General features: G+C 66.6%; 12 protein-coding genes. 6 read left to right on the top strand and 6 right to left on the bottom strand.

The window, feature by feature from the left end; all coding sequences use genetic code 11:
* Positions 1 to 131: 131 nt before the first annotated feature.
* From ACTJLD_RS21185 to ACTJLD_RS21170, 4 genes are all read right to left on the bottom strand, one after another.
* Positions 132 to 1265 carry a transporter substrate-binding and LysM peptidoglycan-binding domain-containing protein gene (locus tag ACTJLD_RS21185; RefSeq protein WP_226155706.1) on the bottom strand — a complete coding sequence of 378 codons (1134 nt, stop codon included), beginning with the start codon at positions 1263 to 1265 and terminating at the stop codon, positions 132 to 134.
* A 20-nt stretch (positions 1266 to 1285) separates the two neighbouring features.
* A complete protein-coding gene (locus ACTJLD_RS21180; protein WP_027791838.1) occupies positions 1286 to 2059 on the bottom strand; it encodes a hypothetical protein in 774 nt (257 codons plus the stop codon).
* 673 nt (positions 2060 to 2732) lie between these two features.
* Positions 2733 to 3635, bottom strand: coding sequence for a LysR substrate-binding domain-containing protein (locus ACTJLD_RS21175; protein WP_060173393.1), 903 nt, complete (start codon positions 3633 to 3635; stop codon positions 2733 to 2735).
* 99 nt (positions 3636 to 3734) lie between these two features.
* Positions 3735 to 4703 (bottom strand): LysR family transcriptional regulator, encoded by a 969-nt coding sequence (locus ACTJLD_RS21170; protein WP_027791840.1) that lies wholly within the window; start codon positions 4701 to 4703, stop codon positions 3735 to 3737.
* Between the two features lie 364 nt (positions 4704 to 5067).
* On the opposite strand from ACTJLD_RS21170, the gene ACTJLD_RS21165 reads away from it, so the two are divergent.
* The 4 genes from ACTJLD_RS21165 (at position 5068) to ACTJLD_RS21150 (ending at position 9413) form a co-directional block, all read left to right on the top strand.
* Entirely contained in the window at positions 5068 to 6243 is a 1176-nt protein-coding gene (locus ACTJLD_RS21165; protein WP_175897525.1) for an HPP family protein, read from the top strand.
* 132 nt (positions 6244 to 6375) lie between these two features.
* Positions 6376 to 6789, top strand: a complete 414-nt coding sequence (locus ACTJLD_RS21160; protein WP_440659548.1) for a MarR family winged helix-turn-helix transcriptional regulator — start codon at positions 6376 to 6378, stop codon at positions 6787 to 6789.
* A 20-nt stretch (positions 6790 to 6809) separates the two neighbouring features.
* Positions 6810 to 8597 carry a chloride channel protein gene (locus tag ACTJLD_RS21155; RefSeq protein WP_440659547.1) on the top strand — a complete coding sequence of 596 codons (1788 nt, stop codon included), beginning with the start codon at positions 6810 to 6812 and terminating at the stop codon, positions 8595 to 8597.
* A 480-nt stretch (positions 8598 to 9077) separates the two neighbouring features.
* Positions 9078 to 9413 carry a hypothetical protein gene (locus ACTJLD_RS21150; protein ID WP_021162025.1) on the top strand — a complete coding sequence of 112 codons (336 nt, stop codon included), beginning with the start codon at positions 9078 to 9080 and terminating at the stop codon, positions 9411 to 9413.
* Positions 9414 to 9497: 84 nt separating this feature from the next.
* Here the strand turns inward: ACTJLD_RS21150 and ACTJLD_RS21145 are convergent, their stop codons facing one another.
* The gene (locus ACTJLD_RS21145) at positions 9498 to 9818 is read right to left on the bottom strand and encodes a pyrimidine/purine nucleoside phosphorylase (protein WP_006478890.1); all 321 of its coding nucleotides are present in this window, start codon (positions 9816 to 9818) and stop codon (positions 9498 to 9500) included.
* A 209-nt stretch (positions 9819 to 10027) separates the two neighbouring features.
* A complete protein-coding gene (locus ACTJLD_RS21140) occupies positions 10028 to 10930 on the bottom strand; it encodes a LysR substrate-binding domain-containing protein (RefSeq protein ID WP_027791844.1) in 903 nt (300 codons plus the stop codon).
* A gap of 182 nt (positions 10931 to 11112) precedes the next feature.
* On the opposite strand from ACTJLD_RS21140, the gene ACTJLD_RS21135 reads away from it, so the two are divergent.
* Complete coding sequence (locus ACTJLD_RS21135) at positions 11113 to 12297, top strand: M20 aminoacylase family protein (RefSeq protein WP_440659546.1); 1185 nt, start codon at positions 11113 to 11115, stop codon at positions 12295 to 12297.
* Between the two features lie 44 nt (positions 12298 to 12341).
* Positions 12342 to 13661: an MFS transporter gene (locus ACTJLD_RS21130; protein WP_027791846.1), complete on the top strand. Its 1320-nt coding sequence runs from the start codon at positions 12342 to 12344 to the stop codon at positions 13659 to 13661.
* Positions 13662 to 13737: the final 76 nt, after the last annotated feature.

The following is a 13737-nucleotide window of genomic DNA, read 5'->3' as shown; positions in this document are numbered from 1 at the left end:
GAAGCCATCTGCTAATTCCTTCTACCCGGTTGGTTACGCGTTCACTGCCTGGCGCGCCGCATACACGCGCTCTCCGCCGGGCCGCGCGCCGTCCTTCACGTCCCTTCCTTTTCGTTCACTTCACGCCGCCGTCAGCGCACCGGAATCACCAGACGCTGGCCCGCCAGGATCAGGTTCGGGTTCGCGAGGTTGTTGCGGCGTTGAATCTCGCGATAGCGCTGGCCGCTGCCGAGCTTGCTCGCCGCGATCATGTTCAGCGTGTCGCCCGCCTTCACCACGTACGTGTGTTCGCCCGACGCGGCCGCGGTCGTCACCGCCTGGTCGCTGACGAAATACTTGCGCAGCAGCTCGAGATACTGCGGCGACTGCTTGAGCTTCGCGATCGCGGCGTTCAGGTAGATCAGCAGATCCTGGTCATCCGCGCGCACGCCGATCTTGTACGCGATGTTCGAGCCGTCGAGCTTGGTCACCGCGAATTTCAGGTCGGTGCCCTTGATCGAGCTGACCGCGAACGGATAGTCGTAGATGAACGCATCGACCGTGTGGCCGTCGATGCTCTTCGCGATGAACGCCGGATCGGAATCGTCGACTTCGACGAACTTCACGTTCGGATACTGGCGCGTGACGAACGCACGCACGTCCGGGTCGCCCTTCAGGATGCCGACCGTCTTGCCCGTGAGATCGTCGATCGAGCGGATGGCGGAGCCTTGCCGCACGATCAGCGAATAGCCGAAATCGTCGACGTACGGCACCGAATAGACGACGCCTGCCGGCGTGTTGTCAGGGAACGTCAGCCCGTCCATCGCCACGTCGACCACGTGGTTCCCCTTCGCGTCGGTATCGAGCAGTTGTTTCGGCACGCCGGGGTACGTGTCGACCTCGTGGCGCGTATCGACGACGACCGGCTTGCCGCCGTGCGAGAACGACGGGTCCGCGAACAGCAGCCGCGCGAACTCGACGTTGAAGCCGTGCGGCGAGCCCTTGTCCTCGCCGAAGAACGGTTCGCTCGGGTTCTGCACCGAGATCCGAACGATGCCGTTTTCCGCGATCGATTTCAGCGTGCTGGCCTGCGGCGTGAAGCCGGCCGGCAGCACGCTGGCCGACGGCGGCGTCTGCGCCGCCTGGCCGCTGTCGCCGTTTTGCGCGGATGTCGAGGCCGGGGCCGCGTCATGCGCGGGAATCAGCGTCGACAGGCCGCCCTGATGAACGATCCATACGCCGACGAGCACTACCAGAAACGCGATGGCGCCAAGCAGTTTTTTCATGGTTGCGTGCCTGCAGGAAGTTATTGTTGTTTCGACGGCAGCTGCGCGGGGTTCGCCGCGTCGAGCCCGGGCGCGTGCGGGGCATTCGCCACCGCCTGCTGCTGCGCCTGCTTGACCTCGGGGTTATCCATCAGCGACGTCTCCATTTCGGAGAACGCCTTGTTGACCGAGCGCATCACCGAATCGACGGCCACGTCGGTCTTGATCTGCTCGAACGTGTCGGACGCCTGCCGGCCCGCGAGCTTGTTCATCTGCTGCGCCGCCTGCGACATGTCCCACATCGCCTTCGCACGGTCGATCGCCGACGCGAAGTTCTTCAGCTCGGCCTGCACCTGCTTGTAGCGCCCCTCGCGGAACGAGAGCAGTTGCTTCATCGTGTCGAGCTGCTGCCTGAAGCGCGGCGCGTCGTCCGGATACTGCTTCTCGAACAGTTCCGTCTTGTTCTCGAAGTTCTTCACCTCGGTACGGAACGCGGTGATGCTGTCCGCGAATTTCTGTGCCGCCTGGCGCTTTTCCGCGAGCTGGTTGATCAGCGTCTCGATCGGATTCGCCTGCGCCTCCTCGACGATCATCTTCACCTTCTGGTTCGCGAACTTCATCGCGACGACCGGCGCCAAGTAGATCGCGCCGAGACCGATCACGCCCGCCGTGACCAGCGCGATCACTCCCTTCAGGATGAACAGCGCGGCCGGTGCCGCGATCGCGACGCCGGCGATGATGATCGCCCACTTGACCAGCTTGACCTTGCCACTCCCCGAACTGCCGTTTGCTTCTTCATTCGAAAGCTGCGACATGAGTTTTTCTCCTTGAACCTCGAACCGAACTGCTTGCGTGTGCTCTTTCAAGCTCAATCGAAATGCTTCGGACTTCGGTGCCGCCGGGCAGCCAGGCAAAGCCGGCGGCGCAATACAAGGACGGGCGCGACGGGCGTCACGAGACGCCGGTGTAGGCGCCGTTCAGGATGCGGTAATGAAGGATGGCGGACGGTGCCGCGATGCGGCGCGCCGGACGGGCGCCGTTCATCGTCGAGGCTCGCGCGCGAACGGGAAAGCGTACCGAGGCACGGTACGAAACGGGATGACGGATACGTGACGCGGCGGGCGTCGGGAGAAGCGTGGTTCCGGCGGGCCGACAGACGCGGGGCCGGTATTCCGGTACGAGTGCGTAAAGGCTCATCGTTGTTCTTCTGCATATCGCGGGTGCAGGAACCGCGCGGCCGGCGCGTCCCGCTCCAAATGCACGGACGTATCCTGCGCCGACCGGCATGCAGCGTCAAGCAGTTGTCGCAGTGCAGCGAAGCGCTGCGTTCCTCCGCTGGAACACCGGCAGCGAAACGGCTTTCAGTACGGTAAGGATTCGCAGGACTGCGACCCGTCGTGCTCGGTCAGGATTGCTTGTCATCGCATGCGCCCCCTTCCGGACTGAAAGCTTGTCACATCGCCCGGGCGGATTCCCCGGCGCATCACGTCACGCGCCGCCCTGCTCCTGCGCGAGAAACCGCTCGACCATCGCGTTGAACACCGGCAACGCAGGATTGTCGTTGTCCGTGCGCCATGCGAGATACAGCTCGGCCGCCACGTCGGTGCCCGCCAGCGGCCGGAACACCACGCCGTCGACATGCAGTTCGCGCGCCGACGCCGGCACGAGTGCGGCACCCAGGCCCGCGCGCACGAGGCCCAGGATCGTATGCGTCTGCCCGACGTAATGCAGGTAGTTCGGCAGCCGCCCCGCGTTCGCGAACAGGCCCGAGATCAGGTCGTGGAAGTATTTCCCCTCGTTCGGCGAATACGCGATGAACGGCTGCCGGTCGAGATCGTCGGGGCCGATGCGCTCGCACGCGGCGAGCGGCGCCCCCTCCGCGACCGCGACCAGCATCGGTTCGCGCTGCACGAGCCGGTATTCGAGCGGCTGGCGGGCGGCCCGCTGACGCACGAAGCCCGCGTCGAGCATCCGTGACGCCAGCGCGTCGATCTGCACGGTCGACACCATCTCTCGCAATTCGACGTCGACGTCCGGCAGCGCGTGCGCGGCATGCGCCAGCAGCATCGGGATCATCCGGTACGCGCTGACCGCCGTGAAGCCGAGCGTGATGCGGCCGGCGCCGCCATGCGCGACGCGCTGCGCGGCCTGCTCGGCCCGTGCGGAGAATTCGAGAATGTGCCGCGCGTCGCGCAGGAACCGCTCGCCGGCCGCGGTCAGGCTGACCTGCCGGCTGCTGCGTTCGAGCAGCGCGATGCCGAGCGCATGCTCGAGCAGCTGGATCTGCCGGCTGAGCGGCGGCTGGGTCATGAAGAGCCGCCGGGCCGCGCGACCGAAATGCAGCTCCTCGGCGACCGCGACGAAGCAGCGAAGCTGGTGCAGTTCAATCATGCAATTCTTGAATCGATCGATAGTCTCTGGACGTTAGACCGATATCGATACGATTTCCATACTCGATTGCACCCGATGCGCGGCCCAGGCCGCAGGACGTCAAGCGCGCTTGCGGCCGCCGGGCGACTGTTCGGTGGTCAGCCGGTCGAGTTCGCGCAGGTCGTCCTCCAGCGCGGGCGTGAGCGTCGTGCGCAGGTGGTCGAGGAACGTGCGGATCTTCGCATCGAGATAACGACGCGTCGCGTAGACGGCATACACGCTCACCGTCTGCAGCCGATACTCGGGCAGCACGCGGATCAGCCGCCCTTCGCGGATGTCGTCGAGCACCGTATACAGCGCGACGCACGCGATCCCTCGCCCGGCGCGCACCGCGACACACAGCGCGTCCGGCACGTTGACCTGGAACGGCGCGGGCTGCAGCTCGTAGATGGCCTCCTCGCCATCGCTGCGCTCGAGCCGCCATTCGCCGGCCGGCGATGCGGGCGTGTCGAGGCGCAGGCACACGTGGTTCGGCAATTCGTCGGGCGTCTGCGGCGTGCCGTGGCGCGCCAGGTATTCGCGCGACGCGACGAGCACGCTGCAGCTCGTGCCGCAGGTCTGCGCGACGTAGCCCGAATCGGGCAGTTGCGACGCCGTCACGATCGATACGTCATAGCCCTCCTCGACGAGATTCGGCATCCGCTGCGCGAGCGTCAGCTCGACCGACACGTCGGGGTTGTCCTCCTGGTAGCGGACGATCGACGACACGACATGACTCTGCCCGAGCCCCGTCATCGCGTGGATGCGCATCTTGCCGCTCGGCCGCAGCAGTGCGTTGCGCGCCTCCGCGTTCGCGTAGTCGATTTCCGCGAGGATCGATTTCGCGCGCTCGAAATAGCGTTCGCCGCTTTCGGTGAGGCCGAGATGGCGCGTCGTGCGATGCAGCAGGCGCGTCTGTACGTGCGCTTCGAGGTTCGAAACCGCGCGCGACACCTGCGCGGTGGTCGCGTCGATTTCCTTCGCGACCGCAGTAAAACTGCCGGCTTCGACAACGCGCACGAACAGGCGCATGTTTTCGAGCATGTCCATTGAATTAGCTTGGGGAGAGTCAGTGGGGAGGCGTCGGCAGCGCTCGCGTCAGGTGGGGAACGGAACGCAGCCGCGAACCACGTCGAATCGATCACCGTGCCGGGAGAAAGGCGGGAGAGCGGGCATCGCGTACGTGGTTCTGGCATGAAGGGGGGATTCAGTGGCCCGAATTGTACGCCGCTACAGACAAATTTGCGCTATTGCCACGACCATAAACTTTCATCGGATGAAAGGTTTTTGCAAGACATGCGTGTCACGCACATGCACCGCCTTGATGCGGCGCGACAATTTATATCACAACACGATATAATTCGCGGCTCGTCGCTGCGCGCGCCCGCGCTGTCATCTTTACCGCTTACCGTCCATGTCGTCAGGCTCCCCTTCGTCGCGCCGCACGTTGCGGCAATGGCTGCACAGCTTCATTCCCCAGCCGATGTCGCTGGGCTGGCGCGAGCGCCTGCGTTCATGCACGGGCGCGCTCGTCGGCATCGCGACAGTCGGCGTGACCATGCGCGTGCTGCCTGGCGTACCGGGCCTCGTGCCGCTGCTCGTCGCGCCGATGGGCGCATCGGCCGTGCTGCTGTTCGCGGTGCCGGCGAGTCCGCTCGCGCAGCCGTGGTCGATCATCGGCGGCAATCTCGTCGCGGCGACGGTCGGTGTCGCCTGCGCACAATGGATCGCCGATCCGATCACGGCCGCCGCGGTCGCGATCGCGTGCGCGATCGGCGGCATGTTCGCGCTGCGCTGCGTGCACCCGCCGTCGGGCGCCGTCGCGCTCACGGCCGTGGTCGGCGGCCCCGCGATCCATTCGCTCGGGTTCAGCTTCGTGCTGGAGCCGATCGCGCTGCAATCGGCCATCCTGCTGTCCGCCGCACTCGCCTATCACACGCTGACCGGGCACCGCTACCCGCACGGCGGCGTGCGCCCCGAAGCGAAACCGCAGGCGGGCGGCGCCGCACCGGCGCGCGGCCGCTTCACACGCGGCGACCTCGACGCGGTGCTCAAGCGCCGCAGCGAATGGCTCGACGTCGATCCGGACGACCTGGAAGCGCTGCTGCGCGAAACCGAGATGCAGGCCTACACACGCACGTTCGGCCAGCTCTCGTGCGCCGACCTGATGACGAAGGATGCGATCGAAGTCGCGCCGTCGACATCGGTAATGGCCGCGCTCACGCTGCTCGACCGCCATCGCGTGAAGGCGCTGCCCGTCGTCGACGGCGAAGGCCGCCTGACCGGCATCGTCACGCGCGCCGACCTCACGCGCCCGCTGCGCCGCCCGACCCCGCTGTGGCAACGCCTGTCCGCGCGGCTGCCGCAATCGTTCGGCGGCCAGCCGGCGAGCGTCGCCTCGGTGATGACGCGCGACGTCGCGTGCGTGCCGGAAACGATGCCGATCACCGCGCTCGTCCCGCTGTTGACGCATTCGGGCCACCACCACATTCCGGTCGTCGATGAATCGCACCGGCTCGTCGGGATCATTACCCAGACGGATCTCGTCACGGGCCTTTATCGGCAGACGCAAATGCTCGAGGCTGCCTGACGTGTGCCTCGCTCGTAACGCCATGTAGCGGCCGGTGCTACGAGGCGTGCATCCTATCCGCACGAATTCGGCCATTTATGTCATGTTGTGATATATTTCACGCTACCGTAACCGACTGACCGACCGCCCCCGATGAACGATACCCGACGCGCGCTGACGAAAAGCGATTTCCAGCAACTGTCCGAGTTCCGCTACCAGATGCGCCGCTTCGAGCGCTTCTCCGAGCGCGCCGCGCAAAGTGAGGGCGTGACGCCGCTGCAATACCTGCTGTTGCTGCACATCAAGGGCTACCCGCATCGCGAATGGGCGACCATCGGCGAACTCGCGGAACGCCTGCAGGCGCAGCATCACGGAGTCGTCGCGCTGGTCACGCGCTGCGAAGCGCTCGGCCTCGTGAAGCGCAAGACGAGCGAAGCGGATCGCCGGCAGGTCGAGGTTCATCTCGAGCCGGCCGGCGAGACGCTGCTCGCCCGCCTCGCGGTCATGCATCGCGCCGAGCTGAAGTCGCTCAAGGACGCGTTCCAGGTTCCGCAGATCGATTACTGACCCATGCTTTTTCCACGCCGATGAACGCCCCACACAAACGCGATTTCTCGACCAACGAACGCCTGCCCGGGATCGCGTTGCTTGCCGCCGGGATCGGCCTGCTCGGCACGCTTGCCGCGTTCGTGCTGTTGAGCCTGATCCATCTGTTCACGAACCTGTTCTTCTTTCAGCAGTTCTCGTTCGTCGACCGCTCGCCCGCGAACAACACGCTCGGCGCGTGGGTGATCGTGGTGCCGGTGATCGGCGGGCTGATCGTGGGGTTGATGGCGCGCTTCGGTTCGGAAAAGATCCGCGGCCACGGCATTCCGGAAGCGATCGAGGCGATCCTGTTCGGCAAGAGCCGCATGTCGCCGAAGGTCGCGATCCTCAAGCCGCTGTCGTCCGGCGTCGTGATCGGCAGCGGCGGCCCGTTCGGCGCCGAAGGCCCGATCATCATGACGGGCGGCGCGCTCGGCTCGCTGATCGCGCAGTGCGTGCACGTCACTGCCGCCGAGCGCAAGACGCTGCTCGTCGCCGGCGCGGCCGCCGGCATGACGGCCGTGTTCGGCACGCCGGTCGCCGCCGTGCTGCTCGCGGTCGAACTGCTGCTGTTCGAATGGCGTCCGCGCAGTTTCCTGCCGGTCGCACTGGCATGCGCGGTGGCGGGTTTCGCCCGGGCCGTGTTCTTCGGCGTCGATCCGCTGTTTCCGCTGACGACGGCCGCGCCGACGCCCGTCGCGCTGCTGTCGTGCATCGTCGCGGGCCTGCTGTCGGGCTTGCTCGCATGCGGGCTGTCGGCCGCGCTGTACCGCGTCGAGGACACCTTCGCGAAGCTGCCGGTGCACTGGATGTGGTGGCCCGCGCTCGGCGCGATCGTGATCGGCATCGGCGGCTGGCTCGAGCCGCGCGCGCTCGGCGTCGGCTACGACGTGATCGGCGACCTGCTGCACCAGCACATCGCCTTGAAGATCGCGCTCGCGTTGCTGCTCGTGAAAGCCGTGATGTGGGTGATCGCGCTCGGCTCGGGCACGTCGGGCGGCGTGCTCGCTCCGCTGCTGATGCTCGGCGCCGGCCTCGGCACCGTGCTGTCGCCGATGCTGCCGGGCGGCGATCCGACACTGTGGCCGCTCGTGTGCATGGCCGCGACCCTCGGCGCAACGCTCGGCGCCCCGCTCACCGCGATCGTGTTCGCGTTCGGCCTCACGCATGACGCGAACGCGCTACTGCCGCTGCTCGCGGCGACGCTCGTCGCGCACGGCTTCGCAACCATCGTGATGAAACGCTCGATCATGACGGAAAAGATCGCACGCCGCGGCTATCACATCTATCGCGAATACGGCGTCGATCCGCTCGAGCGGCACGACATCGGCGAAGTAATGACGTCCGCCGACCTGCTCGTCACGATCGACGGCGCGGCGACGCTCGATGCCGTCGAGTCGCGGTACTTCGGCGCGAAACAGACGCACCGTGCGTACCCGGTCGTGCAGAACGGCCGCCTGCTCGGTCTCGTCGATCGCGCGACGCTCGATGCACAGCGCGCACAGGCTGCACCCGACACGCCGATCTCGCGCGCGTTCGCCAATCGTGCGCCGGCGGTTGCCCAAGCGCACGAATCGTGCCGCGTCGTCGCATCGCGACTCGCGATGCTCGGGCTCGAGCGCCTGCCCGTCGTCGCCGACGAGCAATCGATGCGCATCACGGGCATCGTGTCGCGCAGCGACCTCATCAAGCCCGCGTTGCAGCACTTCGACGACGAACAGAAACGCGAGCGCTTCCGCCCGATCGTCCCGGCCAACCTGCGCGACATCGGCACGCGCAAGGCCGGCTGACCCACCGCGCCGCGCGGCACCCTCGCCGCGCACGACCCGCTCGCGTCACCTCTGCGCACGACGCGGCACGCCCGTCGCGTGCCGCCTCGCATTCCGTCGCGTCCCCTGTTTAAAGTTGGTTAACAATTCGACGGCCGAAAGTTTGTCATCATGGTGCCCATGCGACGGGGCCATCAATCAGCCATTCCACTGCGCGATCAAATAAAGAGTTGCGGCACGGCATGCACATGCATGCCGCTCGCCGCGACCATCACTTCACCACACGACCGGGCAGCGCGCCGACCACGCCGCGCATGACGTCGAACCGCACACGATGCATGCCGTGCCGCAGCAAAGTGCACAGCATCGGAGTCGCCATTTGGCAAGCGCGTTAACAACTTGTTTCGGAATAGCCGGAACCGTGCTTGTTCGATGCGATCTCACTTGCACGCAGTCCTGCTGCGCATCCCACTCAATCAATCACGACTCGAGGGAGATAACGTGAACGCGAAATACTTACCGCTCATCGCATTGACCGTGGCATTTTCTGCTCATGCAGCCGATTCTGCCCTCCAAAACGTGGGACAAAGCCAGAAGCCCGCCGATCAGGTCGCGCAATGCATCGCCAAGACCTGGGCCGACAAGTCGCAGCAACAAGTGACGTCGCAGTATGAACTCGCGAACGGCCTCGCCATGGCCGTGTATGCGCCGGGCCAGCAGCCGCCGAACGGCGCCGCGGCCGTCGTGCGCCCGGCCAACGCCGCGAATGCAAAGACGTGGGTTGGCTTCCGCGGCGGCGACGCATCGTCGGCCGGCGACATCAACGCCTGCCTGTAAGAGAACAGGCGCTCCGGATGGCCTTGCGCCATCCGCTTGTGACGAGCCCCGCTTCGGCGGGGCTTTTCTTTTGCTGCGCGCGTCTTACAGGTAGCTGCAGACGTAATCGAGCGTCTCGAGCACTTCGATGTCGAAACGGCTCTTGCCCGGCACCGAGAACGATTCGCCGGCGCCGTAGGTCTGCCATTCGCTGCTGCCGTCGAGCTTCACGCGGCACTTGCCGGCCTGCACTTCCATCAATTCGGGCGCATCGGTGCCGAAGTTGAGCGCGCACGGCAGGATCACGCCGAGCGTCTTGCGCGTGCCGTCCGGGAAGAGCACGGTATGCGACACGCACTTGCCGTCGAAATAGACGTTCGCGCGCTTGACGACCGATACGTTGTCGAATTGGGTTGCACTGGTCATGAAATGCCTCTGATTGCTGGATGCCGGATGGCGATGTGGTTGGAGGCCGGCCGGAGCGGCGGGCCGGCCGCTATGATACCGGCTCGCGCGGCAGACGCCGCAATGACGTGCCCGCTGCGCAAGCCACGTGCCCGCCGGGCGACGGCAACGCCGCACGCCCGATCGTGAGGATAACGACGCAACGACGGTCGCTGCCCGCGGGCGCAGGTTCACAGCAGCCCCTTGCGCCTCGCGGAATCGCGCAGGCAATCGAGCAGCATCGCCGCTGCCGGCGTCAGCGGGCTGTCGCGACGCGTGATGACCTGCACCGAGACGGCCGGCAACCGCTCGCGGATCGGCAGGACCGCGAACTGGTCGCGCGCCCACTCGCCCTGCAGCAGCTGCTCGGGCATCGACGCAATCAGGTCGCAGCCCATCATCAGGCTGCGCGCGAGCCCGAAGCTCGGGCATTCGACGACGCGCGCCGGCACCGGCAACCCGTAGGCGACGAACGAATTGAACAGCACCTGCGTCGAGCTTTCGGGCGACGGATTCATCAGCCAGTCGGCTTCGACGAGATCGGCGAGCGACGTGGCCGATGCGAGCGGATGCCCCTTGCGCGCGACGATCAGCGAACGGCTCGAATACAGTTCGGCGTGATCGAACTCGGCGGCCAGCAGTTCGGGCACGACGACGGCCACCGCGAAATCGAGCGAGCCGTCGTGAAGCCGCGGCAGCGCGACGCCCGGAAACCCCTCGACGATACTGACGCGCGCCACCGGAAAACGCCGCCGGAACGCGCGAAACGCATCGGGCAGGATCGTCACCGCGGCGGCCGGCGTGACCGCCGCCGCGACGGAGCCCGTCATCGCCCCTTGCGCCTGCTCGATGTCGTCGCGGGCGCGCTGCATTTCGGCGACGATCAGCCGCGCACGCACCTGCAACTGCTGGCCGAACGCGGTGAGCTGGACGCCGCGCGCGGTGCGCACGACGAGCGACACGCCGAGCGCGATCTCCAGTTCCTTGACCGCCTTCGTCAGTGCCGCCGGCGACACGTTCAGGCGCCGCGCGGCCGCGCGAATGCTCCCCTCTTCCGCGACGGTGACGAACGCTTTCAGCTGATGGTATTTCATGGCGGCGACGCGTGATCCGTGGAAACCCTGTGCTGCACGGCACACACCGGCTCAGGGTATTCCCGAGCGGCAACCGGTGGTGAGCACCAAAGCAATTTATCAGCTTCTGGTACGCAAAAGAAATTTATATGCTTGCTCGTCATATGTGCGTCAAACGCCCCAGCCGCCCCACAGGAGAGACCATGCTGCAAGCCGTGAACCCCGTCATCCTCGGTATCGCCGCGATCGCGCCCGAGCTGGTCGAGGTGCGTCGTCGCATCCACGCTCACCCCGAACTCGCATTCGAGGAAACGCTCACGAGCGACCTCGTCGCCGAGCTGCTCGCCGGCTGGGGTTACGACGTGCATCGCGGCATCGGCAAGACGGGCGTGGTCGGCGTGCTGCGCGAAGGGCAAGGCATACGCACGGTCGGGCTGCGTGCCGACATGGATGCACTGCCGCTCGCGGAAGCCACCGGCCTGCCGTACGCGAGCCGCCATGCGAACAAGATGCATGCGTGCGGCCACGACGGCCACACCGCGATGCTGCTGTGCGCGGCGCGCCACCTCGCTGCAACGCGCCAGTTCTCCGGCACGCTGAACCTGATCTTCCAGCCGGCCGAGGAAAACTTCGGCGGCGCGAAGGCGATGATGGACGACGGGCTGTTCGACCGTTTCCCGTGCGACGCGATCTTCGCGATCCACAACATGCCGGGCCGCGCGGCCGGCGACATGGCCTTCCGCACCGGCGCCGCGATGGCATCGGCCGACCGTGTGACGATTACGCTGCGCGGTGTCGGCGGCCACGGCGCGATGCCGCATTTCGCGCGCGATCCGATGTCGGCCGCGGGCAGCATCATGGTCGCGCTGCAGACGATCGTCGCGCGCGAGGTCGATGCGCAGCATGCGGCCGTGATCACGGTCGGCAGCGTGCAGGCCGGCGAGACCTTCAACATCATTCCCGAAACCGTCGTGATGAAGCTGTCGGTGCGCGCACTGAACGCCGACGTGCGCGCGCTGCTCGCGCGCCGCATCGAAGCGCTCGCGAAAGGCCAGGCGGAGAGCTTCGGCGTCACGGCGGAAGTCGATTACGACTACGGCTACCCGGTGCTCGTCAATCACGCGGAGCCGACTGCATTCGCGGCCGACATCGCGCGCCAGATGCTCGGCGCCGAGCGCGTCGAGACCGACGCCGCGCCGCTGATGGGCAGCGAGGATTTCGCGTTCATGCTCGAAGCGCGCCCCGGCTGCTACGCATTCATCGGCAACGGGATCGGCAGCAAGGGCGGCTGCATGGTGCACAACCCCGGCTACGACTTCAACGACGACATTCTCGCGATCGGCGCGAGCTACTGGGTTCGCATCGCCGAAGCCTGGCTCGCGGCCTGACGGCCCTTCATCCCATCGTTTCGCGCCAACCGGGGGAACCCCACATGGAAACGTCCGCCCTTTCGCTCGCCGGCACGCCGGTCGATGCTCGCGCCGCCGCGAAGAAACGCCGGCTGATCGCGGCCGCCGCCGTCGGCAACGCGCTCGAGTTCTACGACTTCACGGTCTACAGCTTCTTCGCGATCCTGATCGGCAAGCTGTTCTTTCCCGTGCATTCGTCGTTCGGGCAATTGATGCTCGCGGTCGCGAGCTTCGGTGTCGGCTTCGTCACGCGCCCGCTCGGCGGGCTCGTGATCGGCATGTATGCCGACCGCGCCGGCCGCAAGAAGGCGATGATCCTCACACTGCTGCTGATGGCGCTCGGCACCGCGACGATCGCCGTCGCGCCGACCTACGCGCAGATCGGCCTCGCCGCCCCGCTGCTGCTCGTGCTCGCGCGCCTGCTGCAAGGGTTCGCGTCGGGCGGCGAAGTCGGCGCGTCGACCACGCTGCTGCTCGAACAGGCGCCGCAGCACCGCCGCGGCTTCTACGCGTCGTTCCAGTTCTCGAGCCAGGGACTCGCCGCGCTCGCCGGTGCGCTGACCGGCGTCGCGCTGACATCGACGCTCAATGCCGCGCAGCTCGAAAGCTGGGGCTGGCGCGTCCCGTTCATCATCGGCACGCTGTTCGTGCCGCTCGGCTACTGGCTGCGCCGCACCGTCGAGGAAGTGCCGGCCGCCGCGCCCGCCGCCACGCATGACGAGCCGGTCGCATCGCTGCCGCTCGCCGACGTGCTGCGCCATCACGGCAAGGCCGTGTTCGCGGGCCTCGGCGTGACGATCGGCGGCACGTCGATCCACTACATCATCGTGTTCTACATGGCGATCTACGGCGTGCAGGTGTTGCATCTGCCGACCTGGCTGTCGATGACGGCCGGCTGCGTCGCGGGCGCGATCCTGATGCTCGTGACGCCGATCGGCGGCCACCTGTCCGACGTGTACGGGCGCAACCGGATCGTCTGGTGGACGCGCATCGCGCTGATGGCCGCGATCTACCCGGCGTTCATCGCGCTGAACCGCTGGCCGGGCGCCGCATCGCTGCTGTCGATCATCGCCGCGCTGTCGATCGTGCACGCGATCAACATCGGCGCGACGGGTGCGATGCTCGGCGAGCTGTTCCCGCGTGCGGTGCGTGCGACGGGCGGCGCACTCGTGTACAGCGTGGGCGTCGCGATCTTCGGCGGCTTCGCGCAGTTTTTCGTCACGTGGCTGATCGCTGCAACCGGCAATCCGAATGCGCCGGCGTGGTATGCGATTGGTTGCGGTGCGTTCACGCTGCTCGCGATTCGCTGCATGGACGAAAAAGCCGGGAAGGCACTCGACTGACCGGTGGGCGATGCGGGATGCGCGATTGACGCAGTGCGTGCGTATCGGGCATGATCGCTCCATGCGCCACACCACG

It is taken from the genome of Burkholderia sp. 22088 (assembly GCF_052045915.1).
GTDB lineage: Bacteria > Pseudomonadota > Gammaproteobacteria > Burkholderiales > Burkholderiaceae > Burkholderia > Burkholderia cepacia.
Note: the sequence above shows the minus strand (reverse complement) of the source record. Positions and strands in the feature narration are given on the sequence as shown.